Annotated in this window: 22 protein-coding genes and 1 tRNA gene; 13 read left to right on the forward strand and 10 right to left on the reverse strand. The window is 50.8% G+C overall.

Annotated features, from left to right (window positions below):
• Positions 1-220: 220 nt before the first annotated feature.
• Both ACN28R_RS10890 and fdhF read left to right on the forward strand, forming a co-directional pair.
• On the forward strand, positions 221-763 hold the full coding sequence (locus ACN28R_RS10890) for a 4Fe-4S dicluster domain-containing protein (RefSeq protein ID WP_095834403.1): 543 nt from the start codon (positions 221-223) through the stop codon (positions 761-763).
• A 28-nt stretch (positions 764-791) separates the two neighbouring features.
• The gene (gene fdhF / locus ACN28R_RS10895; RefSeq protein ID WP_095834404.1) at positions 792-2,942 is read left to right on the forward strand and encodes a formate dehydrogenase subunit alpha; all 2,151 of its coding nucleotides are present in this window, start codon (positions 792-794) and stop codon (positions 2,940-2,942) included.
• 379 nt (positions 2,943-3,321) lie between these two features.
• Here fdhF and flhA read toward each other — a convergent pair whose 3' ends face one another.
• Positions 3,322-5,493, reverse strand: a complete 2,172-nt coding sequence (gene flhA, locus ACN28R_RS10900) for a formate hydrogenlyase transcriptional activator FlhA (RefSeq protein WP_095834405.1) — start codon at positions 5,491-5,493, stop codon at positions 3,322-3,324.
• 816 nt (positions 5,494-6,309) lie between these two features.
• Here flhA and ACN28R_RS10905 point away from each other — a divergent pair.
• Complete coding sequence (locus ACN28R_RS10905; protein ID WP_048639476.1) at positions 6,310-7,605, forward strand: dicarboxylate/amino acid:cation symporter; 1,296 nt, start codon at positions 6,310-6,312, stop codon at positions 7,603-7,605.
• A gap of 61 nt (positions 7,606-7,666) precedes the next feature.
• On the opposite strand, the gene hypT is transcribed toward ACN28R_RS10905, so the two are convergent.
• Positions 7,667-8,557 (reverse strand): hypochlorite stress DNA-binding transcriptional regulator HypT, encoded by an 891-nt coding sequence (hypT, locus tag ACN28R_RS10910; protein ID WP_095834406.1) that lies wholly within the window; start codon positions 8,555-8,557, stop codon positions 7,667-7,669.
• A 149-nt stretch (positions 8,558-8,706) separates the two neighbouring features.
• On the opposite strand from hypT, the gene cuyB reads away from it, so the two are divergent.
• The 5 genes from cuyB (at position 8,707) to ACN28R_RS10935 (ending at position 14,208) form a co-directional block, all read left to right on the forward strand.
• On the forward strand, positions 8,707-9,423 hold the full coding sequence (gene cuyB / locus ACN28R_RS10915) for a cysteate racemase (protein ID WP_095834407.1): 717 nt from the start codon (positions 8,707-8,709) through the stop codon (positions 9,421-9,423).
• Between the two features lie 110 nt (positions 9,424-9,533).
• A complete protein-coding gene (locus ACN28R_RS10920; protein ID WP_095834408.1) occupies positions 9,534-10,163 on the forward strand; it encodes a response regulator transcription factor in 630 nt (209 codons plus the stop codon).
• Between the two features lie 3 nt (positions 10,164-10,166).
• On the forward strand, positions 10,167-11,738 hold the full coding sequence (locus ACN28R_RS10925) for an MASE1 domain-containing sensor histidine kinase (protein WP_048639480.1): 1,572 nt from the start codon (positions 10,167-10,169) through the stop codon (positions 11,736-11,738).
• Between the two features lie 93 nt (positions 11,739-11,831).
• Positions 11,832-13,139, forward strand: a complete 1,308-nt coding sequence (gene uhpC, locus ACN28R_RS10930; RefSeq protein ID WP_048639481.1) for an MFS transporter family glucose-6-phosphate receptor UhpC — start codon at positions 11,832-11,834, stop codon at positions 13,137-13,139.
• Between the two features lie 37 nt (positions 13,140-13,176).
• On the forward strand, positions 13,177-14,208 hold the full coding sequence (locus tag ACN28R_RS10935; RefSeq protein ID WP_048639482.1) for an ABC transporter substrate-binding protein: 1,032 nt from the start codon (positions 13,177-13,179) through the stop codon (positions 14,206-14,208).
• Positions 14,209-14,219: 11 nt separating this feature from the next.
• Here the strand turns inward: ACN28R_RS10935 and ACN28R_RS10940 are convergent, their stop codons facing one another.
• Complete coding sequence (locus ACN28R_RS10940; RefSeq protein ID WP_183092143.1) at positions 14,220-14,360, reverse strand: hypothetical protein; 141 nt, start codon at positions 14,358-14,360, stop codon at positions 14,220-14,222.
• On the opposite strand from ACN28R_RS10940, the gene ACN28R_RS10945 reads away from it, so the two are divergent.
• The 3 genes from ACN28R_RS10945 to ACN28R_RS10955 all read left to right on the forward strand — a co-directional run bounded on the left by ACN28R_RS10945 (position 14,359) and on the right by ACN28R_RS10955 (position 17,840).
• On the forward strand, positions 14,359-16,437 hold the full coding sequence (locus ACN28R_RS10945; RefSeq protein WP_095834409.1) for an ABC transporter permease: 2,079 nt from the start codon (positions 14,359-14,361) through the stop codon (positions 16,435-16,437). The genes ACN28R_RS10940 and ACN28R_RS10945 overlap by 2 nt on opposite strands.
• A gap of 5 nt (positions 16,438-16,442) precedes the next feature.
• Positions 16,443-17,543: a ferric ABC transporter ATP-binding protein gene (gene fbpC, locus ACN28R_RS10950; protein ID WP_375153880.1), complete on the forward strand. Its 1,101-nt coding sequence runs from the start codon at positions 16,443-16,445 to the stop codon at positions 17,541-17,543.
• A gap of 221 nt (positions 17,544-17,764) precedes the next feature.
• Positions 17,765-17,840 (forward strand) — tRNA-Asn (locus tag ACN28R_RS10955).
• Between the two features lie 45 nt (positions 17,841-17,885).
• On the opposite strand, the gene ACN28R_RS10960 is transcribed toward ACN28R_RS10955, so the two are convergent.
• From ACN28R_RS10960 to ACN28R_RS10975, 4 genes are all read right to left on the reverse strand, one after another.
• Positions 17,886-18,833: an AraC family transcriptional regulator gene (locus ACN28R_RS10960; RefSeq protein ID WP_095834411.1), complete on the reverse strand. Its 948-nt coding sequence runs from the start codon at positions 18,831-18,833 to the stop codon at positions 17,886-17,888.
• 587 nt (positions 18,834-19,420) lie between these two features.
• On the reverse strand, positions 19,421-20,311 hold the full coding sequence (locus tag ACN28R_RS10965; RefSeq protein WP_095834412.1) for an oxidoreductase: 891 nt from the start codon (positions 20,309-20,311) through the stop codon (positions 19,421-19,423).
• 70 nt (positions 20,312-20,381) lie between these two features.
• Positions 20,382-21,209 (reverse strand): DMT family transporter, encoded by an 828-nt coding sequence (locus tag ACN28R_RS10970; RefSeq protein WP_095834413.1) that lies wholly within the window; start codon positions 21,207-21,209, stop codon positions 20,382-20,384.
• Positions 21,210-21,348: 139 nt separating this feature from the next.
• Positions 21,349-22,239 (reverse strand): LysR substrate-binding domain-containing protein, encoded by an 891-nt coding sequence (locus tag ACN28R_RS10975; RefSeq protein ID WP_095834414.1) that lies wholly within the window; start codon positions 22,237-22,239, stop codon positions 21,349-21,351.
• Positions 22,240-22,490: 251 nt separating this feature from the next.
• Between ACN28R_RS10975 and ACN28R_RS10980 the strand changes: the two genes are divergently transcribed.
• Positions 22,491-23,102 (forward strand): DMT family transporter, encoded by a 612-nt coding sequence (locus ACN28R_RS10980; protein WP_095835782.1) that lies wholly within the window; start codon positions 22,491-22,493, stop codon positions 23,100-23,102.
• A 179-nt stretch (positions 23,103-23,281) separates the two neighbouring features.
• On the opposite strand, the gene ACN28R_RS10985 is transcribed toward ACN28R_RS10980, so the two are convergent.
• From ACN28R_RS10985 to ACN28R_RS10995, 3 genes are all read right to left on the reverse strand, one after another.
• The gene (locus ACN28R_RS10985) at positions 23,282-24,487 is read right to left on the reverse strand and encodes a benzoate/H(+) symporter BenE family transporter (protein WP_236840212.1); all 1,206 of its coding nucleotides are present in this window, start codon (positions 24,485-24,487) and stop codon (positions 23,282-23,284) included.
• A gap of 9 nt (positions 24,488-24,496) precedes the next feature.
• On the reverse strand, positions 24,497-24,733 hold the full coding sequence (locus ACN28R_RS10990) for a hypothetical protein (protein ID WP_048639489.1): 237 nt from the start codon (positions 24,731-24,733) through the stop codon (positions 24,497-24,499).
• Between the two features lie 691 nt (positions 24,734-25,424).
• Positions 25,425-25,673 carry a hypothetical protein gene (locus ACN28R_RS10995; RefSeq protein WP_236840213.1) on the reverse strand — a complete coding sequence of 83 codons (249 nt, stop codon included), beginning with the start codon at positions 25,671-25,673 and terminating at the stop codon, positions 25,425-25,427.
• Between the two features lie 25 nt (positions 25,674-25,698).
• On the opposite strand from ACN28R_RS10995, the gene ACN28R_RS11000 reads away from it, so the two are divergent.
• Complete coding sequence (locus ACN28R_RS11000) at positions 25,699-25,821, forward strand: hypothetical protein (RefSeq protein ID WP_236840214.1); 123 nt, start codon at positions 25,699-25,701, stop codon at positions 25,819-25,821.

The following is a 25,821-nucleotide window of genomic DNA, read 5'->3' on the forward strand; positions in this document are numbered from 1 at the left end:
TCGTCGTCAAATCTGCCGAAACAGCCTCTCTATCGTCGTCACCCTCGACATCAGCACAATGACTCCCCAATACATAAAAACAAAAAAACATTATTATTCAATATATTAAAATAACCACACAATTATTGGCATAAAAAGTGCCTATAAATAGTGATGTGTCACGCGATTAATCATGTCGACACCAAATTTTTTCACCTGACTCCAGGTCGGAGACGATGTCATGAACCGGTTCGTTATTGCAGACTCAAGGAAGTGTATTGGTTGCCGCACTTGTGAAATAGCCTGTGTTCTGGCCCACAGCGACGGCAAAACGTCCTCATTATCGCCAGAACATTTTTCGCCGCGTCTCAAAGTGGTGAAAGGGCTGAATATCAGCACCACCGTTCAATGCCGCCAGTGTGAAGATGCGCCCTGCGCCACGGTGTGTCCGAATGGCGCCATCATCCACGCGGATGACTGTATCAAGGTGCAACAGGAAAAATGCATCGGCTGTAAGACATGCGTTGTCGCCTGCCCTTACGGCGCGATGTCCGTGATCGTCAAGCCCATTGCCCGCATCGGCCAGTATCAGGCGCTGGGCCAGCGTATAAAAGCCGAGGCGCATAAATGCGATCTGTGCGAAGGGCGGGCGGCGGGCCCGGCCTGCGTTGAAGTTTGCCCGATGAAGGCATTACGACTGATCGGCCGTGATGATATTCAGGCTATGATCCAGCAAAAACAACGGCGAGCGGCGCTTGATGAAGCCGCAGGAATGCAGTTCTGACAAGGTACGCTGAAGGAGAATAATCATCATGCAGAAAGTTATCACCGTCTGTCCTTATTGCGGGTCAGGCTGCAAAATTCACCTGCTGGTTGAAAACGGTAAAGTTGTCGGCGCTGAAGGCGCCAACGGGCATACCAACGAAGGCGAACTGTGCCTTAAAGGTTATTATGGCTGGGATTTTCTTAACGACACCAAGCTGCTGACGCCACGGTTGAAACAGCCGCTGATCCGGCGTCGGAAAGGCGAACCGTTTGAAGCGGTATCCTGGGATGAGGCGATCGCCTTCGCCAGCTCACGCCTGAAAGCCATTAAAGAGAAGTACGGCGCCGAATCCATTATGCACACCGGTTCATCGCGCGGCCCCGGTAACGAAACCAACTACGTTATGCAAAAATTCGCCCGCGCCGTAACCGGCAATAACAACGTCGATTGCTGCGCCCGGGTTTGTCACGGCCCCTCCGTCGCCGGATTACGGGTAACCTTGGGCAACGGAGCGATGAGCAACTCCATCAACGAAATCGAGCATACCGAATGTATTCTGGTGTTCGGCTATAACGCCGCCGATTCGCATCCTATCGTGGCGCGCCGTATCCTGAAGGCCAAAGAGCGCGGAGCCAAAATCATCGTCTGCGATCCCCGCCACATCGAAACGGCGCGTATCGCCGATCTGTGGCTGCCGCTGAAAAACGGCTCCAATATGGCGTTAGTCAATGCCTTTGCCAACGTGCTGATTAACGAAGGTCTTTACAACGAGGAGTATGTCGCCCGCCATACGGAAGGGTTTGAGGAATATAGCCAGATTGTCGCCAAATATACGCCGGAATATGTCGCGGACATCACCGGACTGTCTCCGCAGTTGGTGCGCGAGGCGATGCGCATGTTTGCCGCCGCCCCATCCGCCACCATTTTGTGGGGGATGGGCGTCTGTCAGTGGGGCCAGGGCGTGGATGTGGTCAAGGGCTTGTCCGGGTTGGCGCTGTTGACCGGTAATCTGGGGCGGCCAAACGTGGGCGTCGGCCCGGTACGCGGCCAGAACAATGTTCAGGGCGCCTGCGACATGGGCGCCCTGCCGGATATGTTCCCCGGCTATCAATCGGTTACCGATGAACAAGTCCGCCATAAATTCGCCAAAGCCTGGGGCGTGGCGAGCCTGTCGGACAAAATCGGCTACTCGCTTACCGATGTGCCGCACAAGATCAAAGAAGGCAAAATCCGGGCAAACTATGTGATGGGAGAAGATCCGCTGCAAACCGAGCCGGACCTATCCATGATGCGGGAAGCGTTCAACGAGCTGGAACTGCTGATCGTACAGGATATCTTCATGACCAAAACCGCGTCGGTGGCCGACGTGATCCTGCCCGCCACCTCCTGGGGCGAACACGAAGGCGTTTATTCCGCCGCCGACCGCGGCTTTCAGCGCTTTTACAAGGCGGTAGAGCCGAAAGGGGACGTCAAACCCGACTGGGAAATCATCAGCCTGATGGCGACCGCGCTCGGTTATCCCATGCATTACAACAACACCCAGGAAATCTGGGATGAACTGCGCCATTTATGCCCGTCGTACTACGGCGCGACCTATGAAAAAATGGCCGGTCTGGGATACGTTCCCTGGCCCTGCGCCACCGAAGACAGCCCTGGTACGCCGTGGCTGTACGAAGGCAATCAATTTGCCCGCCCCGGCGGTAAAGGATTGCTCTTCGCTACCGAGTGGCGTCCGCCGATGGAACTGGTTGATGAAGATTACCCGCTGGTGCTGTGCACCGTGCGTGAAGTCGGCCATTACTCCTGCCGTTCCATGACCGGTAACTGCACAGCGCTGCAAACGCTGGCGGACGAACCCGGTTACGTGCAGGTCAATCCCGAAGACGCCGAGCGGTTGGGACTGCGCGATCAACAACTGACCTGGGTTTCCTCACGGCGCGGCAAGGTGATTACCCGCGTCGCCGTCAGCGAACGCGTTAATAAAGGCGCGGTGTATATGACCTATCAATGGTGGATTGGCGCCTGTAATGAGCTGACGCTGGATCACCTCGACCCGATTTCCAAAACGCCGGAATACAAATATTGCGCCGTCAAACTGGAAGCGATAGAGAACCAGCAATGGGCGGAAAATTATGTCCAGCAGGAATACAGCCAGTTGAAGTCCCACCTGCGTAAGACGGCGGAAGAGATCCGGTAATAGCCAGTGCGGCGCTGTCTCTGGTCATAATTATCGGTATATGTAAGCTCAGTGCTATTTCGTGCGCCACAATGCCGCCGTTTTTATGCTACCTCGTAGCACGCGCCCGACACGGGGCGGCTCAATCGCCGCCCGCCCCGTGACCCCAGGCTTGCGGCTGAAATTATGCCGCTGCGCGGTTCCATCGGTGTTCTCGACCGCTATTCGAGCCGTCAGTGACGCGTTCCCGACGCGGCACTGGCTCTCGCCGCATCCATGCGGCTCGCTCGACGGTCAAGTCCACCGCTGCATAATTTTTTACGCCGAGTAACGGCAAAACCCGCCATAAACCCTTGCATTTGTGTCTAAGGAACTGGCGGAGGGCATGGGAATTTCCCGCTCACTCCATATCTTCGATAGCCTTGACGGAAATCCCCATTCGCTGCATACGCGATAGCAGCGTGGTGCGTTTCAAGCCCAGCTTGGCGGCGGCGCCTTTCGGGCCGGCGACGATGCCGTTGGTTTCCTTCAGCACCCGGATAATCCGTTGACGTTCAGACTCTTCATCATCATCTTCCATGACGGGCGACGGCTCCGGTACGCCTTTGGCCGCCGCCGGAGAAGGCTTGGGCGTGTCAAGGGGCGACAGATGATGCTGCAATTCAGCCAATTGCAAATTCAGCGTGGTGCCTTTCGTCAGGATCACGGCGCGCTCAATGACATTCTCCAACTCACGCACATTTCCCGGCCAGGGCAGCTTACTCAGTTGACGCAGCATTTCGGAAGGAATGCTATCTATGGTTCGGTTCATACGCCGTGCGATCTTGCGGGTAAAAAACTTCGCCAGCAGCGGAATATCTTCCGGCCGCTCGCGCAACGGCGGAATGACGATAGGAAAGACATTCAACCGGTAATAGAGATCGCTGCGATACTCCCGATCGGCCACCATCTGTTTCAGATCGCGATTGGTGGCGGCGATCAGGCGAACATCAACCGAAATAACTTTGCTGCCCCCCAAGCGCTCTATTTCGCGCTCCTGTAACACCCGCAACAGTTTCGGCTGAAGCTCTAAAGGAATATCCCCCACTTCATCCAGAAACAGCGTGCTCTTATCCGCCATCTCGAAACGCCCCTGCCGCTGACTTGTCGCGCCGGTAAACGCGCCTTTTTCATGCCCGAACAGATCGCTTTCCAATAATCCGGAAGGGATCGCCGCGCAATTCATTTTCACCATCCGTTTCGCCTTGCGCGGACTCAAACTATGGATAGCCCGCGCGATCAGTTCTTTCCCGGTTCCGGTTTCCCCCAGAATAAGCACCGTACTATCGCTGCCGGCCACCATTTCCACCTGTTCCAGTACCTGACGAATGGCGGCGCTACGGCCAATGATTTCACCAAAGGCGCCGTCGCCCTGACTTTGAATATGTTCCGTCAACTGTTCGGTCAGATAAAAATTTTCGTGGATCAGACTGTCTTTCAGGCGGGTAATTTGCTCATAGGCCAGCGCGTTATCCAGCGCAATCGCGATGCGCGACGCAATCTGACTCAGGAGTTTCATCTCTGCATCATTGACCGATAGCGCAATACCGTGAGCCAGTTCCAGCACGCCCAGCACGCGACTGCCGAAAGCCAGCGGCAGCAGGCAGGCATGATTTAATCCGCTGTCAAACCACTGCGCCAGATAACGTGGCTGACCGGGTTGGGTAATTCGATCCCCGTTATTGATGAGCATCGGCTTATTGTTGCGCATGACGTCCGCCGCCAGCGTATCGGAAAGCGCCTGTTCGCCTTCCCGCCACTGCGGCGCATGCCCTGAAAGGTAATGGGTGGCGTAATATTTCAGCGTCTTGTCGTCGTCATCGCTATCCCTGAATGCCAGGGCCACAAAGTCGATATGAAAAAAGCGGTGGATCTCTTTTGAAATTTCCTGGGCCAGCGCTTTCAGCTCCAGTTTGGAAATAACGGTGTTAGTCACATCAACCAGAATGCGGTAATGATCGCGTTCATGGCGTAGCGTCTCTTCTTCACGCCGCGCCAGCTCGCGTTCGCTGATATTCTCCAGCGCCAGCGTAATCACACCGGATAGCGCCTGAAAAAAAGCGATTTCACTGTCATCGAACCGGCTGCCGTCCGTTTTTATGAACTCAATGCCCCCCAAAGCGCGGTGCGGCGTCAATAACGGCAGTTGGCAATAGTCGCTGAGTCCGGCGTAGGCCGGTTGATCCATCAGGTGGGGAAAATCGTGCTGGAAATGAACTTTGTCGCAATGCAGCAGCGTATGGGTATTCCATACCACGCCGCCCGGACCATCCAATAGCAGCAGGGTTTCTTCGTTACAGCGCGTTTTATTCGTGTCGCGGTCATGGTAATAAAACGAAGTTTGATTATGCAGCGGATCGATCAATAAGAGATTGACCCGGCCAAACCGTACGACAGAAAAAGAGAGGCTATCCAGCACCTGCAACAGTGAATCGATACTGCGCTGCTGCAACAATGTCTGCGACACCTTCAGCAAAGTGTCCTGCCACAGAATCGACAACCGTGATGGAAAATCCGTCAGCCTTATCGCCATAACAACCAGAATAAATCACCATGAACAACGTGGTTAATAGTGTAGGAGTTAACAGACAAAAATCCTATGTCGCCATGCCAATAGGTTGATCTGAATCGTACTTAAAAGACCTATTCCACACATAAGAAGCAGAACCCCTTACTCGTTTCAGTACGCCTTGAACGCCATGTTAGCGGCAACGGCGTCTGGCGCCATACTCAAATAATTCTTATTGGTCATTTATCAATTAACATAAATTCCACTTTTACTTATCAAAACAAAACAATTACTCCCCATTTCGTTATTCTTATTGGATAAATAACGAGCAGCGGTAATTACTTTATTTTGAATATAATATTTATAGCTGGACAGATGCATAATCTCTTGGTAGAGAGCGGGAAATTAAATTGGCATAAAAAAACCGGCAGAAGGTGGATTTTAAATAAAATTCTATTTACTGCTAATGTTGTCATTATCATAAGAAAATCTTATAATTTGGCGCAATGATATTGCCGCACAAAAACCAATTTTTTCAACCTTTTGTTTTTTATCCCTTTTATTCATATCTTATCTAAAGATGTTTACGCCCATATTGCCCGCCATCGTCATGGTCAACTTATAAACATGTTTTTTTTGGCATCAAGTTGCTATAATTTGCATCCCGTCACACAGAAAAAAACGGTAAAAGACAAGAATCAATGTAATATCAGGCAGTCAGACACAACACCCAATAACAGTAAGGGCGTTGGATTAGTGCGTTCAAGGGATACGCATTGCTCCGCCACGCGACAATAATACTGTGTGTTGTCTGAGTCTATTCACCAACATGAGGTTAATATGCAAAGGCAGAAGTTAGTTATACAGATAGCCGTCGCTATCATATTAGGGATATTTATTGGATGGCTGTGTCATCAATATCTTGATGGCGGACGTGCGAAAGAAATTGCCTCTTATTTCAATATGGTTACCGACATTTTCCTGCGCTTGATCAAGATGATTATTGCGCCGCTGGTATTCGCCACGCTGGTTTCCGGCCTGGCCAGCATGGGAAATTCATCCGCGGTTGGACGCATTGGCCTGAAGGCCATGATCTGGTTTGTCACCGCATCCGTTCTTTCTCTGCTCATCGGCATGGTGCTGGCCAATTTCTTCCAGCCCGGCGCCGGTATGAATCTGGAAGTCCCAGCCAGTACCGCGCATGTCGCTACCGGCCTGAATACCGATGGCTTTACGCTTAAGAGTTTCATCAGCCATATTTTCCCCAGAAGTATCGTGGAAGCGATGGCGAACAATGAAATCCTGCAAATTCTGGTGTTCTCGCTGTTCTTTGGTTCAGCGCTTGCCTACGTGAAACACAAAAACAAAAACGCAAGCGTAATCGCATCCACGATCGAAGAACTGGCCAAGATTATGTTCCGCGTGACGGACTACGTGATGGGGCTGGCCCCTATCGCGGTATTTGCCGCCATCGCATCCGCCATTACCACTCAGGGACTGGGTCTGCTGTACGACTTCGGCAAGCTGATCGGCGAATTCTATCTTGGACTGATTATACTGTGGACGGTGTTGTTCCTGGTCGGCTATGCATTCCTCGGCAAACCCATTTTCACGCTGGGAAAACTGATCCGCGAACCTACCATGCTGGCTTTCGCCACCGCCAGTAGCGAATCGGCCTATCCGAAAACCATGGAAGCGTTGACCAAGTTCGGCGTGCCAAAGAAAATCACCAGTTTTGTGCTGCCGCTGGGTTACTCATTCAACCTTGACGGCTCAATGATGTATCAGTCTTTTGCGATCCTGTTTATCGCCCAGGCGTACAACATTGATTTAAGCATGACGCAGCAAATTCTGATTCTGTTGACGCTGATGATCACCAGTAAAGGTATGGCGGGCGTTGCTCGCGCTTCCGTGGTCGTGGTTGCCGCCACGCTGCCGATGTTTAGCCTGCCGGAAGCGGGGATCCTGCTGATTATCGGTATCGACCAATTCCTGGATATGGGCCGTACCGCCACCAACGTCATCGGTAACAGCATCTCTACCGCCGTTGTCGCCAAGCTGGAAAACAGCATCGGCGAGCCGGAGGAAGAGGAAGATGAAGAAATTGAGTACGAAGAGGCCAATGCGAGCCGGTAAGTCATCGCTCGTATAACGCTTAAAACGGCGGCCCTGTAGGCCGCCGTTCTATTTTTACCGGTTACTGCCGCCCCAGGCTTTTCACATAACGCCAGAATTTTTCCGACGCCATGTTCAACTTGGTATCAAGCCGATAAATATAAACGCCCATCCGCATCACCGCCCTTTCCAGATTGATAATAGTGAGCGTTTTATCGTTCAATTCGTCCTGTATCGAATAATCCGGCAGCCAGGCAATCCCGTATCCCTGCTTAACCATCCGTTTAAGCAGGTCGCTCATTGAAGAAACAAAGGTGATGGCGAATTGATTGCTGTCGATACTGGCAAGATAACGGTTTACCTGACGCCCCATATAACTGTTATCCGTATAATTAAGTAAGGGAACAGCGGGCGTATTAATATCAAACAAGGGGTTGCCGGCGCTGTCGCATGCGCATACGGGATAGAGATGGGACTCCAGTATTTTGGCATGCATAAAAGGCTCGGACATCAAATCTTCATTATAAAAAGAGAGGATAAAATCACTTCTTCCCTCTTTTAGATTTAAGACCGCCTCATCAACATCGATTGATTCAACATAAAATATCTTTTCCTGTGACTCCGGAACCTCTTTTAATAGTTCCGGCATAATAAAAATTGACAGAGAATGCGCGGCGGCGATAGTGATTTTATTTTTATAATGACTGCCGCCATGCAGCTTATTAAGCTGATACTCTAAGTCATCCAATGTATTACGAATATGGGCATGAAATACCCGGCCCTGCTCGGTTAACTGCAACGGCGAGGCGCTACGGTCAAAGATATCGAAACCAATTGCCGTTTCCAACGCACGAATACGCCGACTGAATGATGACTGAGAAATATTCCGTTTTTCTGCCGCAATCGTAAAGCTCCGATACTCTTCCAGAGCGATAAAATCATAAAGCCATTTCGTTTCAATATTATTCAGCATGATATTTCACCGCGTCTGTAAACCCAATAAAAGCATAAAGAACCGACATGCTATGCAAATCATACATAGCGAATGGGAATTTAGCAATTCACATTGCGGGAGGATGTGCAATTATGCTTTCAGTTTCAAAACGCTAAAGGGCGATCGGCATGAACAGTCTAATAGGTATTCTTGGTGGCATGGGGCCGGGCGCGACCGTTGACGCCATGCAAAAATTGATTAAAAACACGCCAGCCTATCGCGACCAGGATCATATTCCGATGATTGCCGTTTCCATTCCGGATATTCCTGACAGAACAAAATGTATTCTTGACCATAGCGCGTCGCCGCTGGAAAAGATGATCCAATATATGAAAATATTGGAAAATGCCGGCGCTGAGTGCATTATCATTCCCTGTAATACCGCACACTATTGGTTTAATGAATTAAAACTGCATACTCATGCTGAAATGATCAGCATTATTGATGCAACCTGTGAGGTTATTCGAGACAAAAAGATAACCAACGTTGGATTATTGGCAACCACGGCCACCGTTAAAGCGAATATTTACCAGGACAATATAAGTAAAAGCCATATTTACTGCCATACGCCGACAGCGGCGGAACAAAACCTGGTGATGGAGAGCATTTATACCTATAAGTCCGGCAACGCTCTGGCGGCCCATAATATACTTGCGCCGGTAAAAGATCGTATGTTGCAAGACGGCGTCGAAAAAATCATTCTGGGCTGTACGGAACTCCCCCTTATTCTGGAAGGTGAAATACAAAAAACGCCGGAAAGCTATATTGACGCCACCGACGCGCTGATTAAAAAAACCGTCGAATGGTACTTCGCCCACGCGCATAGAAACGAAGTGGCGGCTTGATGTACTCGTCATACTGTTAACTCGCTTCCATTTTTATTCCCTGCGGTTGCGCCACGCCCGCATTACCGCGCATCATGACGTTTTTGTGACATTGAGTTACAGGCGAAACGATGATTAATGTGGCGCTGATAGACGATCACATCGTTGTACGGTCTGGCTTTGCACAGCTTCTGGCACTAACAAATGACATTCAGGTGGTCGGGGAATATGCGTCCGCGGCGCAGGCATGGCCGTACCTTCTCAAACAGCCGATTGACGTTGCGGTTATTGATATCGCCATGCCGGATGAGAGCGGCCTGAGCTTATTAACCCGCCTGCGTCAGCAGCGTCCCGGCTTTCGCGCCATTATTCTAAGCATTTATGATACCAGCGCCTTTGTGCAAAGTGCGCTGGATGCCGGCGCCGGCGGCTATCTCACCAAACGCTGCGGTCCGGAGGAATTGGTTCAGGCCGTTCGCGTCGTCAGCGGCGGCGGGATCTATCTGTGTGCGGATGCGCTGCACGCCATACGCCACCAGCAGCAACCGCCGAAGGAGCTACTCGCGTTAACGCCGCGCGAACGAGAAATATTTACCTTGCTAATCAGCGGGATGAGTGTGAAAAACATCGCGGAACAGCTCGCGCTGAGCCACAAAACCGTGCATGTCCACCGCGCCAATATCCTTGGCAAACTACAATGCGATACCACGGTTGAGCTGGTGCACTTTGCTTTACAACATCAGTTGTTGGCAGGGAAATAATCCATGTTTAGCCCCCGTTCAGCCGGAATGATGCTGTTCCTGATTTTTTTCTATGGCTTGAGCTGGCTGGCGCTATGGACAATCAGTTTCTATCTGAGCAATAACGGCCAACAGGCGATCCTGCTACTGCCGCAAGGATTACGGCTGGCGCTGATGATCCTGCTGCCGCGTAAATACTGGCCGACTATCCTACTGTCTGAAATGGCGATTCAAGTCTGGCTAATCAGAGAGCAGCTTCAACCCCAGGTACTGATGTTGTTCTCCCCCTGGCTGAGCCTGCTGCCGGCAGCCATCACGCAGAAAATCTGGCGTCGCTATACCCTTTACTGGCAGCGTCTTCTGCTGTTGCTGGCCGCGCTGACGTTAAACAGCATCCTGCACGGGCTGGTTATCGGCCCCTTGCTACTTACGCAGATCACCCAGACCTTGCTGGCGACCTTTACCGGCGGCGTGCTATTGATCCCCTTCACCTATCTGATCCATGAGTATATCAAGCAACAGCATCTGCAAACCCTGTTGGCGCAGGCGCTTCCCGATCCGCCGCTGCGTACGTCGTTACTGATTTGGTGCTCGCTGATTTTCTTAATCAGCGTCTGCTTGCAAATCACCTTTACGCCGGAAATGGAGCGCCTACTGCTCATTTTCGTTTTCCTGCCCAACGTCGTCATGGCCTATAAGTTTGGCTGGCAAGGCGGGGTGTTGTCCGCCGTACTGGGAAGCCTGATGATAACGATCACCCGCCAAGTCAGCGGCGCATTTAGCGACTTACGCGAACTGGAACTGTTCCTGTCCACCCAGGCGCTATTAGGTATCGGGCTGGGGATCGCCATCAGTCGTCAACAGCAGTTGGCGCAGCGCTTGCAGCGCTACCGTCAACAATTGGAACAGGAGCTGAAAACCCGTCATCGGCTGATGGAACGCATTATTCATACCGAAGAGGAAGTGCGTAAGGACATCGCCCGCGAGCTGCATGACGATATCGGGCAGAACATTACCGCGATTCAGATTCAGGCCATGCTGGTTAAACACGCTGCGCCAGAGGGCACGGCCCAGCAGGCCGCCGGACAAATCAGCGAACTGTCGCAGCGTATTCACCATACCACCCGACAGCTGTTGCGCCGGCTACGCCCGCCGGTACTGGACGAAATCGTGTTGGATAAAGCGCTGCGTCATCTAGCGGACGAGTTCGCGTTCAACGCCAGAGGAATTGGCTTCAATCTGGATTATCGGCTGCCCCAGCAATCCTATGACGATGTGGTGATGTTCACGCTTTACCGGCTGTTACAGGAACTGCTCAACAACATCAATAAACATGCCTTTGCCAGCCAGATTGACGTTTTGCTCTATCAGCGAAATGAGCTGATTACGCTGGAAGTGGCCGATGACGGTATCGGTATTCCAGCGGACAACGCCAGCGGTTTCGGTTTGCGGGGCATAGAAGAACGGGTACGCGCATTAGGCGGCAACTGGCAGGTTCAGGCGAAAACACCGCCTTCTCCCGCCGATGAACCGACACGACGTAAGGGCACCCACATAATTGTTAACCTGCCCACAAAATTTAAACAAAAGGCCTGATAACTAGGAGTTTTTCCTAGTCACCTAAAACCTTATCTCATCCTTTCTTACTTTCTTCCCCCTACTCTTACGCCATAGCCAATCGAGGTATCCATGGACACGACAACGCTATCATCGACACAAATCAGCCTTCGTTACCGTTATTGGCGGCCGAGGCTGCTGATTTCGATGATCGTCGGATACGCCACATTTTATCTGACGCGGCGTAGCGTGAATTTCGCCATGCCGGTAATCCAGTTGGAATTAGGGCTGAGTAAAGACGATATCGGCCTGCTGGGAACGTTATTTTATCTGTGTTACGGCGCATCAAAGTTTATCTCCGGCATGGTGTGCGATCGCTGTCAGGTCCGTTGGTTTATGGGCGTCGGGCTGTTGATTACCGGGATATTGAACATTCTATTTATCTTCTGCCAGTCGCTCGGCGGATTGCTGATTGTCTGGGCGTTGAACGGTTTTTTTCAGGGATGGGGCTGGCCGCCCTGCGCCAGGCTGCTGACCAGTTGGTATTCGCGCAATGAACGCGGCTTCTGGTGGGGATGCTGGAACACCTCAATCAACATCGGCGGCGCGGCGGTGCCTTTATTGGCCGGCTATCTGGCTGCGGAATGGGGATGGCAGGCGGCGTTACTGGTGCCGGGGATCATCGGCATCGTTATTGGGCTGTGGCTGTGTTGGCAGCTATGCGACAAACCACAGCAGCAGGGGCTGCCGAGCGTTGGGCAATGGCGACGGGATGCGCTGGAAATCCGTCAGGAACAGCAAAGTCCGCCGATGCCGATGCGGCGGATTCTGCGGGATACGATTCTGCGTAATCGGACCATCTGGCTGCTGGGGATTTCTTACATTCTGGTGTACCTGATTCGCATCGCCCTGAACGACTGGGGAAATATCTGGCTGGCGGAAAGCCACGGTTTCAATCTGCTCAGCGCGAACGCCACGCTATCCCTGTTTGAACTGGGCGGGCTGATAGGCGCGTTGTTTGCGGGCTGGGGATCGGATCTGCTGTTTCGCGGTCAACGCGCGCCAATGATCCTGCTGTTTTCATTGGGGCTGTTTCTGACCATGACCGCCCTGTGGCTGACACCGGTGCACCATGCTTCGCTGCTGGCGATGTGTTTTTTCAGCATCGGTTTTTTCGTTTTTGGACCACAGATGCTGATTGGCCTGGCGGCCACCGAGTACAGCCATAAAGACGCGGCCGGCACCGTCACCGGATTTCTGGCCCTGTTCGCCTATCTGGGCGCGGCATTGGCGGGTTGGCCGCTGGCGCAGGTACTGCAACACGCCGGTTGGTCTGGATTTTTTACCCTACTGGCGCTGGCATCCGCCTGCATCGGACTATTGCTGATGCCACTGCTGATGGCCGGCGTTAGCCAGCGGGAAACATTGAAATCGCTGTAATGCGGGCGGTAACCCTACAATCTGATAAGGAAAAATAATGAAACTCTCTACCCTCACCTCTCTAATCGCCGCCGGGATTACGCTGGCGGCCGTGTCTACAACATCCCAGGCGGCCGGGCGTCTGGTGGTTTACTGTAGCGCCACAAATGCCTTCTGCGAGGAGGAAGTCAAAGCATTTAGTGAAAAATATGACGTCAGAACCTCATTTATTCGCAATAGTTCCGGCAGCACGCTGGCGAAAGTCGACGCGGAGAAACGAAACCCGCAGGCCGATGTCTGGTATGGCGGAACGCTGGATCCACAATCTCAGGGCGGCGAAATGGATCTGCTGGAACCCTACAAGTCCCCTAATCTGGAACAGATTTTGCCGCAATTCCGCGACCCGGCCAAACGTAAAGGCAACTACTCATCCGCCGTCTATGTCGGCATTCTGGGCTTTGGGGTGAATACCGAGCGGCTGAAAGAGAAAAACCTGCCGGTTCCGCAATGCTGGAAAGATTTAATCGATCCGATTTACAAAAGTGAAATCCAGGTGGCCGATCCGCAAAGTTCCGGCACCGCCTATACCGCGCTGGCAACGTTCTCTCAATTATGGGGAGAAGATCAGGCATTTGATTACCTGAAAAAGCTGAACGTCAACATCTCCCAATACACCAAATCCGGCGTGGCGCCCGCGCGTAACACCGCCCGAGGCGAAACCGCCATCGGCATCGGTTTCCTGCATGACTACTCGCTGGAAAAAGAGAAAGGCGCGCCAATCACGCTGATTTCCCCGTGTGAAGGCACCGGTTATGAAATCGGCGGCGTCAGTATCCTGAAAGGCGCGCGGAATATGGATAACGCCAAACTATTCGTGGATTGGGCGCTATCGAAAGAAGCTCAGGAGCTTTCCTGGCAGAAAGGCCAGTCTTACCAGATCCTGACCAATACCACGGCCGAAGCCTCTCCACTTTCCCTGAGGCTGCAGGATCTGAAACTGATCAACTACGACATGGATAAATACGGCGCATCCGACGTTCGTAAGGAGCTGATTTCCAAATGGGTTAACGAAGTCAAAATGGGTAAATAGTCATTTATGGGTTAAATAACAAGCGGATGAGCCAGAAACAGCGGGACTGCGGCGATCGGCTCATCCGCCGGCCCGACAGCATAAACACCAACGACAATAACAAATAAATAACCCCACTTAATAAATGATGACAACACCAGGGAATCCATCATGTCACACACCTTAACACTTGCGCCGCCGCAGAAACGGGATCCCATCTTCCTGTGGCTGGCGCTGATAGCGGCCGCCTTTCTGCTGCTGCCGGCCTGGAGCCTGGACTACGGTCTGTTTGACGTCACCAGCGATGAGCTATTGGCCGCTTATAGCTGGTCAAATCTGAACATCAGCCTGCTATGGTTTTTACTGCCGCTGGTTCTGCTTTGTCGTCCGCTAACCGCCGCCGGCCGAGAACAGCGCGGCAGACATCGCTTCGATGCCGCCTACGCGCTGTTATGCGCCCTATTTGTGGTGATCAGCGCCACGGTTGAAGGCCGAGGAATGGGCTATGCCGCCATTCCGCTGTTTATCGCGTTGGCAGCCGTCATCACCCTGTCGCTGTCGCGGCTTGACTGGCTGGGAGGCGATCGATTCGTTATCGGCTCGCTGGTCAGTATTATTGTGTTGATCGGGGCGTTTATTCTTTACCCCAGCATTGCCATTTTCATCCCGATGTTTACCAGCGACAGCGGTGAATTTGCCCCGCTGCTGTTTATGCAGGTTCTGCGACAGGCCCATATTTTACAGGTGATCTGGAACTCGTTCTTGCTGGCGGCCGCGGTAGGCATCGGCTGCACGTTTTTCGGTATGGTGCTGGCGATTTACACCTCGCGCATTGCCCGGCGCACCGCCTTTATCGGCCGGGTATTCTCTATCCTGCCGATTGTCACGCCGCCCTTCGTCGTTGGGCTGGGCGTAACCCTGATGATGGGCCGTTCCGGTTATATCACCGAACTGATGGTCACCTGGTTCGGATTAACCAATACCAACTGGCTCTACGGTTTCACCGGGATCTGGCTGGCGCAGGTGCTGGCTTTTACCCCCATGTCTTTTATGATCCTGGAAGGGGCGATTAAAACCATCCATCCGTCGCTGGAAGAAGCCTCATACACGCTGCGCGCCAATCGCTGGCAAACCTTTCAGCGGGTATTTCTGCCGCTGCTGAAACCGGCACTGGCCAACTCATTTCTGATTGTCATCGTGCAATCACTGGCGGATTTCAGCAACCCGCTGGTGCTGGGCGGTAACTTCGATGTGCTCGCCACTCAGATCTACTTCTACATTACCGGCGCACAATTGGACTATCAGGCGGCCAGTACGCTTGGCGTTATCCTGCTGTTATTCTCGCTGGCGGTGTTCTGTATCCAGTATCTCTGGATAGGGAAACGCTCCTACGTCACCATCTCCGGTAAATCCTACCGCGGCGATGTTCAGCCGTTGCCGATCTCGCTGGAGTGGATCGTTTGTATTCTGCTTTATATATGGATCGCCTTTAATTTCTTGCTGTACGGCAGCATCTTCTACGGCAGTTTCACCGTTAACTGGGGAGTCGACTATACCCTGACGCTGAACAACTTTATCAAGCTGTTCGGTCAAGGTTTTAGCGACGGCGCCTGGCCTTCCATGCTCGATACCCTGCTATTCGCCGGCATCGCCGCGCCAATCACCGCCATGTTGGGGCTACTCATCGCCTACATCGTGGTGCGCCAGCAATTCTACGGCAAAAAAACCATTGAGTTCACCACCATGCTGTGTTTCGCCGTACCGGGAACCGTTGCCGGGGTGTCCTATATCCTGGCGTTTAACAACGCGCCGATATACCTGACGGGCACCGCCGCCATCGTGATCATTTCGATGGTGATGCGCAACGTGCCGGTCGGCATCCGCGCCGGAATCGCCGGGCTGGGTCAGTTGGATAAATCGCTGGATGAGGCTTCGCTCAGCCTGCGGGCGGGTTCAATGCGCACTGTATTTTACATTCTGCTGCCGCTGCTGCGCCCGGCGATCCTATCGGCTCTGATTTACAGCTTCGTGCGCGCCATTACCACCGTCAGCGCCATTATCTTCCTGGTTACGCCGGATACCCGTGTTGCAACCTCCTACATTCTTAACCGGGTGGAAGATGGCGAATACGGCATGGCGATCGCCTACGGCTCAATTCTGATTGTGGTCATGCTGGCCATTATTTTCCTGTTTGACTATCTGGTTGGCGACGCGCGAGTTTCCCGTACCAAAGCCCAGAACAGTGACTAAGCGGAGTGATTATCTTGAATACTGAAAATAAAAAAGCGTCGGGAACGTTTTCTAACGCCGCCCGTCATAAAAACTTCGTTGAACTGAAGCAGGTCACTAAACGTTTCGGTCACAACACCGTCATTGACTCACTGGATCTGGCTATCCCGCAGGGGAAAATGGTCACGCTGCTTGGCCCATCCGGGTGCGGCAAAACCACCGTACTACGCCTGGTCGCCGGACTGGAAAAGCCGACGGAAGGACAAATTTTTATTGATGGCGAGGATGTGACCGACCGTTCCATCCAGCAGCGTGATATTTGTATGGTATTCCAATCTTATGCCCTGTTTCCGCACATGTCCCTGGGAGAGAACATTGGCTATGGATTGAAAATGCTGGGACGCCCGAAAGCGGAAATCACCGAGCGAGTAAAAGAAGCGCTGTCGCTGGTTGATCTGGATGGATTTGAAGATCGATTTGTCGATCAGATCTCCGGCGGTCAGCAGCAGCGCGTGGCCTTAGCCCGCGCGCTAATCCTCAAACCCAAAGTTCTGCTGTTTGACGAACCGCTGAGTAACCTGGACGCCAACCTGCGCCGCAGCATGCGTGAGAAAATCCGCGAGTTGCAACAACAGTTCAATATCACCTCGCTGTACGTCACACACGATCAAAGCGAAGCCTTTGCGGTATCCGATATGGTTCTGGTCATGAACAAAGGCAAAATCATGCAGTTGGGCGCGCCCCAGGAACTGTATCGTCAGCCGGCGTCGCACTTTATGGCAAGTTTCATGGGGGATGCCAATATATTCCCGGCAACGCTTTCGCATGACTGCGTAGATATTTATGGCTATAAACTCCCGCGTCCCCAGGGTTTTGCCGATGAACTGAACGCGTGCACAGTTGGCGTCCGGCCTGAAGCCATCACGCTCGGCCAGCAGGGCGATGAAAGCCAACGTTGCACCATCGCCCAGGTTGCTTACATGGGACCGCAATACGAAGTACAGGTGGAATGGCACGGTCAATCGTTGCTGTTGCAAGTCAACGCGACACAACTCCAGCCAACGCCAGGCGATTGCTATTATTTGCAGATCCACCCCTACGGCATGTTCGTTCTAACCGATAAATAGCGCCAAGGGCGGCGTTCGTCGCCCTTCGCTTCCGCTTCACCGGGCACGCTAAATCCCCTACGCGAAAAATGCCGCCTTGCGCCGTCAGAACCCGCTAAAGATACCGATATGATGCAGAATTGCAGCAAGTTGCGCATTCTCTCGCCAAACAGATCAAATTTGTGGTTTCCGCCTTTGACATGCACTGAGCACCCCGTTATGATGCGCCCCGTTCACACGATTCCTCTGTAGTTCAGTCGGTAGAACGGCGGACTGTTAATCCGTATGTCACTGGTTCGAGTCCAGTCAGGGGAGCCAGATTTAAGAAGCCCGCTTAAGGAAACTTAAGCGGGCTTTTTGCTTTCATGCATCCTTGCTACGGTGATTCAATAGGGTCGGCGTAACGGCTCCGCCGGTTAGCACAGTTGCGCCGAGATCTCGATTAGTCATTAGCCGTGTGGTATCCGTCACCGGTGGAGCACCGAACATCCGCTTGTAATCCAGGGTGAATTGCGACTGGCTCTCATAGCTCACCCCGACTGCGCCTGCCCTTTCGCCCTCCGACAGGAGTATTCGGCGGGCCTCCTGGAGACGGATCTGAGTACGGTACTGAATTGGGGACATCAATGTGAGATTTTTAAAATGACGGTGAAACGAACTGACGCTCATGTTTGCCATATTGGCTAACGTCTCAATGCTCATCGGATTTGCATAGTGCAACTTAATCCAGTTTGTCACCTTACGTATTTGTAATACATGAGACCTGTTAAGAGAGAACTGAGTGAGGACATCGCCTAGGTTACTTTGTATCAGGCGAAAATAAATCTCTTTTACAATCAATGGGGCGACAAACTCAATATCGTTCGGCTGGTCGAGAAGTCTTAACAGCCTCATGAATAGTTCGAGCAAGTTGAATGTCGTTGTAGTCGCCGCAATTCCCGGAAAAGAACATGAGCTAATGGGTTTAGTCGGAACCTCTTGCAACACCTCAGCCAGAACAGATAGATCAAGATCGAGAGTAAATGCAAGGTGCGGCGTGCCATTTGTAGCCGTGTAAATTTGTGTTGCTACGGGAACATCCACAGTCACCACTAAAATTTTCTTCGGATTAAGCCAAAATGAACTGCGTCCAAGCTGGACCCGCTTGCTTCCCTGAGCAACAACGAGAATTCTTGGATGATAAATAAGATGCTGTGGACGTGTCGCATTTTCTATCCTGAACAAAGTAAGGCCTGAAATAGCAGTCAACTGATGCGAATCCGTGCAGTGACGTTCAACAATACCGCACAAGGACGGAAGAATCCTGTTCATAAATAATTCCGTATCTCAATGTTTGGCCATAGCTCCCAATGAAGCCACCTGACCTATATTGGCATAGTATTCTGAATCATCATATCCGGTCTGCTTGCCGCGAGCGATGCTTAATCCTTCACAGTGAAAAATCACCTTAACCTCAAAGCCCGCCTCGGCGCATTCATTCATAAGGGCCCGCCAGCGGCAGTGATGATAAGAAAATTGACAGGATCGTGCAAAATAACGGCAGTATGTAAAACAACATTTAACCCGAGCCAGTCGCTTTTTAACGATGTGGCACAGGCCCTGATTGACTCAGGACTGTCGATATCAAGTACGATGGAATGCATGCCCGGGTTTGCTGCGACGGTATCATCCAGCGTTTCTTTTCGCCGCCCGGCGATGATCACCTAATTGCCCGCAGCATGGAGCGCCTCGGCCAGCCCGCGGCCAATACCGGACCCTCCCCCCGTGATCAGAATCGTATTGCCGGTCAGTTGCATTAAATTTCCCTCTGCTTGCTGTTAATGAGCATCAGTGGCTCATTGGTTAAGAAGGAAAAAGTATATGGCGTTTTCTCGTTGGGTACTCGCCATTTAGCATGATTACCCCGGCCCGTCGCTGCCTGCGGCAAGAAGCGGAACAATGACATCACTGAGCGGAGTGGGAATATTATGCGCACGGCCGCGCCGCTGCACTACGCCGTTACGAATATCCCATTCCAGCGGACGATTCGCCTGACGGTCGGCAAGGATCGACGTGCCCAAATCAGCTGGGGCGCGTTGGAACCCCCCCACAATTTCCTGTAGCACGTTATCACTTAGCGTTGCGCCTTCAGCACGCGCAACGGTGAGACATTCCTCCAGATAAGCGAGTGCAAGCATACTGATGTCGGCACGCGTGTACATGCCGGCACGGCGATTCGCCAACACCATCAACCCCGCCACCGCGTTCTGAAGCAGCTTGCGCCAGGCGATGGAGATGAAATCGGCAGCCAGTTCGACTGAACAACGCGTGCCTTTTAACGCGCTCAGCACTAAATTCGCCTGCGAAGCATCTGGCAAAGTGAGACGCGGTTCAGCACGCAGCCATACGGATGCGTCCGGTTCTCGCTGTGCTGGGAACCACACTACCGAAGGCAGCACGGTGGCACCGCAAACATAAGGCGCAAGTTGACTCACCTGCTCTACGCCATTTTGTAGTGCACATACTACGGTGTTCTCATTGCATAAGTTCGCCAGCCACGGCGCTGCCGCGTTAACCTGAGTCGCCTTTACGGCAACAAAAACCAGGTCGACCGGACGGACAATCGCGCCGGAATCGATCTGCACCGGCCCGGGTACAATAATTTGACCGCCGTCATAGCGTAGTTTTAGCTGTGAATGCGATGTACGACCGCAAAGTGTCGGTGTACGTCCCACTTCATGCAACGCCGCTGCGATGGTGGTGCCGATAGCGCCCGGTCCAATAAGCGCAATGTTTGGATTCAAAGACATCGTTTCATTCTCCTGATTATCCTGTATTGCCTTACGGCAACAAGATTGCATCACTCTATGCTTCCGACCATTACCCGATGAGTACCGTACCGATAGCAATTAAAGTGCACGCCAACATTTTCTTTACGGACAGCGATTCGCCAAGAAATAGATAACCGATGACTGCTGCGAACAACACGCTGGTTTCACGCAGAGCTGAAACAGCGCCCATTGGCGCATTCGACATCGCGTAAATAATGATGCCGTAAGCCAGCAACGAAATGAGTCCGCCGGCTGAAGCCGTCATAAATCCAGGCTGCCAACGAAATAAACTCTTTGCATCGCGGACAATGATATATAAAGCAGGCATCAGCACGCCCCATAACGCACACATCCATACGGTGTAAGACAGTGGCGCGCCGGACTGGCGTACGCCCATACCATCGACAACACTATACGCCGCAATAAAACAACCTGTCGCCAGCGAGTAAGGCAGACTCGGTATCGCCGGCTTACGGCCCCGGAAGGCGAGAAAAATAATGCCACCTGATACCAGAAATACGCCCAGTAGCGTGCTTAACGCAACTTTCTCACCGGCAAAAACAGCCGCTCCCAAAGTGACCAGCAATGGAGAGGAGCCACGAGCCACTGGATACGTTTGTCCCAGATCGCCTACACGATAGCTTCGCACCAGACACAGGTTATAACCAACATGCAACAATGCCGAGATCAACGCATAAAACCAACTGGCGGGCGCGGGCGCAGGCAGAAAAACAGCGCTAATCGCGCTGGCAATGGCGATGGCTATACACATAATCGTCATCGACCAGAGCCGGTCAGAACCACCACGCAACAGTGCATTCCAGCTGGCATGTAACAACGCGGCCAAAAGAGTGAGTAAAATAATGGTATTAGGCATGCACAGATGCTATTCGTCCGTGCATGCGATTAAAAGCGAAGTTTTATCATCCCAGTATGAGTAAATACTCATATTATTTTTGACCGGAGGCTTATGAGAGACTACCTATTACTGAGAACGCTGATTACTTATAACCCAGTTATTTCTGATGGGATTCAGCCAACAACCAGTTGCGGAAGTTAATGACGTGCTGTTGTGATTCAATACCTTTTGGACAGACAAAATAGTATGCGGCGGGAGAAATGAACGGGAGATCAAACAACCGGACCAGGCTACCTTCGCTGATTTCGGCTTCGACATGTCCGCTCCTGACTAAAGCAACCCCCTGGCCAAGCAATGCAGCCTCTATCGTCATATTTGTATCAGCAAATCTAACGCATTCTCGTAAAGCGGGTATACCAACACCAGCCCGTTCAAACCAGTGGTTCCATTTTGGTACCAGGTCTGCTCCGTCACGCGTAAGCAACGGAAAGCGCAATAATTCGATCGGTAGCAGGGGTACGCCAAAACGGCTGAGTAGTTCAGGGCTGGCAACCGGAAAAATCTGCTCCCGGAACAAAAATTCCGAGTACAGGCCAGGATAATGTCCATTGCCAAAACGAATCGCAACATCTGGCTCTTCCTCTGAAAAATGAATTGCCTTATCCGTCGTGTCCAGGGTAATTAAAATTTCCGGATGCAGTCGGGACAAGTCAGGTAATCTGGGAAGTAGCCATTTCAGTGCAAAAGAGTAAGTTGTACTGACCTTTAGTCGAATTTTACCTTTCTGCTCCCTCAAATCATTAAGTGTTGTTTCCAGGCTCAGGAAAAACTCCCGTATGATAGGAGCAAGCGCTGCACCAGCGGGCGTCAGTTGCAATTTTCTACCACGCTGAAACAAGCACAATCCCCAGATTTCTTCGAGATGCTTTAACTGATGGCTGACCGCACTTTGCGTAATATTCAGTTCCTCCGAGGCTGCGGTAAAAGTTGCATGGCGTGTTGCAACTTCGAATGCCCGCAATGTTGCTGTCGGCGGTAAATTTCTCATTACTGGTGTCCCCTTATCAAGGCCTGCAATAGGCACAACATGAACATAAACTCATGTTATAAGCTTCAGCCTCACTGATAAATACGCTCTGATATTTAAATAAACATAATAAGGTAACAATGAGCTTAGACTGGTGTTGAATTGTCGGTTTGAAGTATTTAATGAAGCAGGTCACTTTCTGCCGGAAGATGCACCAGAAAAATTGGCTGTGCTTATTTCGGAATTTATCAAAACCCGATGTAGATAAATTGATGTCCCGATTCCGGTATTTTACTTCGTCCTCTAATATTAGTTTTTTTATTACTCTGATTGCATCTACCTTCCTGATGGGCTCTAGCTTCGTGGTGGGAAAGATCCTTATTCAGCAGAATTTTCCACCCATGATCCTGGTCGGCTGGCGTTTCTTTCTCGCTGCAGTTGCTACCCTACCTTTAGTTTTACTGGAAAAAGGGAAATTGATTGCGGCATTACGGCCGATCCAGGCAGGACTTCATGATGTTGTGCTGGTGATTTTAATTGGGTTGATTCAGACAACAGCTGTTATGGGTCTGCTTTTCTGGGCTATGCAATATATTTCCGCTTCAACTGCTGCCATCCTACTTTTTACTAATCCTATCTGGGTCGCCGTGCTGGGGCGTTTTTTCCTTGATGAAAGCCTGAATCATATGAGGCTCATCGGTCTCTTTCTTGGCATGGTTGGCGTGGCATTTGCGATCGGAATTAGCCCCGAGATGCTTTCGGGCGGAACCACTTTAGTCGGGGAACTGATCGGCATTATATCAGCATTTTGTTGGGCATCCGCGACGCTTATCAATAAGCGGGCCTCAAGTAGATTAAAGAGATATTCGGCCATCTGGAACTGATGTTCCCCGGCGACCATAGTCCGTATAAACCAATGTGTGAAAACACGGTCAACAAGGCACTACGATACGTTCAGCCAGTTTAAGGCTTCCTGGCGAAATTCAGACGCGTGTTGTTTACGGGGTTTCTTGCTGGTTGATGCTGATTTTGTCATGCGAGTCTCCTCTGGTTGGAAGTTTACTCACTTAGTCACGTGTCCACTATTGCTGGGTAAGATCAATTGATAAACAACCAATACATGGGTCAGCATCCCACCGATAAGCCCCCAAAAAGCTGAACCGATGCCAAAAAATGAGAAGCCAGACACAGTGACTAAAAAGGTGACTAATGCCGCTTCTCTTTCTTTCTCATTGCGCATGGACAATGCAAGTCCATTACCTAATGATGAAAATAGCGCCAAGCCTGCAATAGTTGCTATCAATGCTTGGGGCAAGATAAAAAACACACTTGCAACAGCAGCGCCAAATAACCCGATGATAAGATAGAAAAATCCGCAAAAGACGCCAGAAGCATACCTCTTACCGGCATTCTCATGGGACTCTCTGCCAGTACATATTGCGGCAGTAATTGCGGCAAGATTAATGCCATGAGCGCCAAACGGAGCAAGCACAATAGAAATCAAGCCCGTAACATAAATCAGTGGGTTTGCATTTGGCCGATATCCATCAGCATTAAGCACCGCTAGCCCAGGAACGTTTTGCGAGGTCATAGTCACGATACATAGCGGGATCGCCAAGCCAATGATCGATGCAGTAGAAAATTCAGGCATCGTAAATATTGGGGTTGCAAAAGAGAAATCTCCCGCTTCTAGATTTAACCCTCGTTCAAACCCAACGAGAGCAAAGCCAATAACGAGCGTGGATAATATTGCATATCTGGGATATAAACGCTTGCCAATAAGATATGAAATAATCAATGGAAGAACGAATGACATGTTAACTTCGAGTTGTTTAAAAACAGATTCACCGAAGTGAAATAGAATTCCTGCCAACATAGCAGCACTGATTGTTGAAGGAATCTGCTTCATTATTTTTTGGAATAGTCCAGTAATCCCTAAAATAAAAATTAACATACCAGAAATAAGGAATGCACCTACCACTTCTTCATACCTGTAATGCGCCAAACTGGCAACCAGCAAAGCTGCACCGGGTGTTGACCATGCGGTAATAATTGGCATTTTATAATACAGGCTCAGTGATATGCCGGTTACAGCACTACCTATTGATATAGCCCATACCCACGAGGTCACTAACTCAGCCGGCATATTTATCGTATTTGCCGCTTGAAATACAATAGCAAAAGGCCCTGCATAAGAAACCAGAACAGCTATAAACCCTGTTATCATTGCTGAACTTGAATAATCTTTTATAAAGTGATTAATAGCCAATTTATCGCCTCATTGAATTAAATTCAAACCACTAAATCGCTGTCGAAATAATTTTTCTATACTATTCATATTCTTCAATCCACTTCCTGTGTGAATCATGACAATCTTTTTATCTTTAGCAATAACTCCATTTTTCTGTAACTTCATAATCCCGGCTAATGAGGCTACCGATACAGGCCTAGTCAGGATGACAGAGAGAGCCATTACCGCCATTGCAGAAAGAGTTTCCTCATCATTGACGGTCATAAAAAAAACCTCGTGTATCAACTCTGGCTGACAATGCTTTAACCCTGTCTTTGGGTAACTTTGCTTGTAAACTGTCTGCTCAGGTATTTACACCAATAGACGTTTTTTTTGCTATATCTTCTTTTTCCTTCCATGCTTCGAAAATAAATGCGCTCCCTTCTGCCTGAACACCAATAAATTGATCGTCCTTTCGTGAGCAACATCATCTAAGGACAAGAATACAAACGCATAGAAGAGTGATAAAATGACAGTTGTCTAACAATTAAAATGTTTGTATTTATACAGATGAAAGAAACATTAAGTTGTTTAATTTTTTGTGTCTATATTTTTTAAATGCAATATTTTATTTCCTTAGCCAGCTATTAATTTGTTCATGTGAACTAATTGATTTAAATCAAACGAAATTGTTTATCTATTTATAATGGCTCATTTATTGCTTTTGTTTTTTATTCTACAGGAATAAAAATTGCAATTTTATATTCTTGCAAATAGCACTTACTTGAGATTTTACGCCAATGACTTCGGTTTATGAAAACCTTACCCATTAGTAAAAAAAATTTATAACCATATAAAAAAAGTATAGAAAACGCATTGCGTAAACATACGGCGAACTCGCCTTGCGGGTATCAACCCGCAAGGTAAAGTGGGGGGCGAGTGCTCACCGAAGTGATTTTCGGCGTAAGGCAGTAGTTCATTGAGTCGGCTGTTGGGCCAGCATCAGCACGTCCCACAGCCAGATGAGCGGGCAACCCGCCGAAGCACGATGAAACGCTGGGAAATCAACGCAATAGGCAGGCAGTACCTGAAGTTGAACGATGTCCCGATCCCAGGAGTGGGCCCGGGAGAGGTTTTGGTCAAGGTGAACGCCGTGGCGCTGAACTACCGCGACAAAATGGTAGTGGAAACCGGCCGGGGACTTCCCCCTCAAATTCCCATTCACACCCGGCTCCGAACTTGCCGGAGAGGTGATCGCTCTCGGCCAAGGCGCATTCCGCTTCGAGGTAGGTATGAAAGTAATCTCCACCGCGACTCCAGACTGGATCGACGGTCTGCGAGCAGGTACCGCCAGAAAACCCCTTTTAATATAA

Origin of the sequence: Brenneria goodwinii, assembly GCF_002291445.1 — a bacterium.
Classification (GTDB): Bacteria; Pseudomonadota; Gammaproteobacteria; order Enterobacterales; family Enterobacteriaceae; genus Brenneria; species Brenneria goodwinii.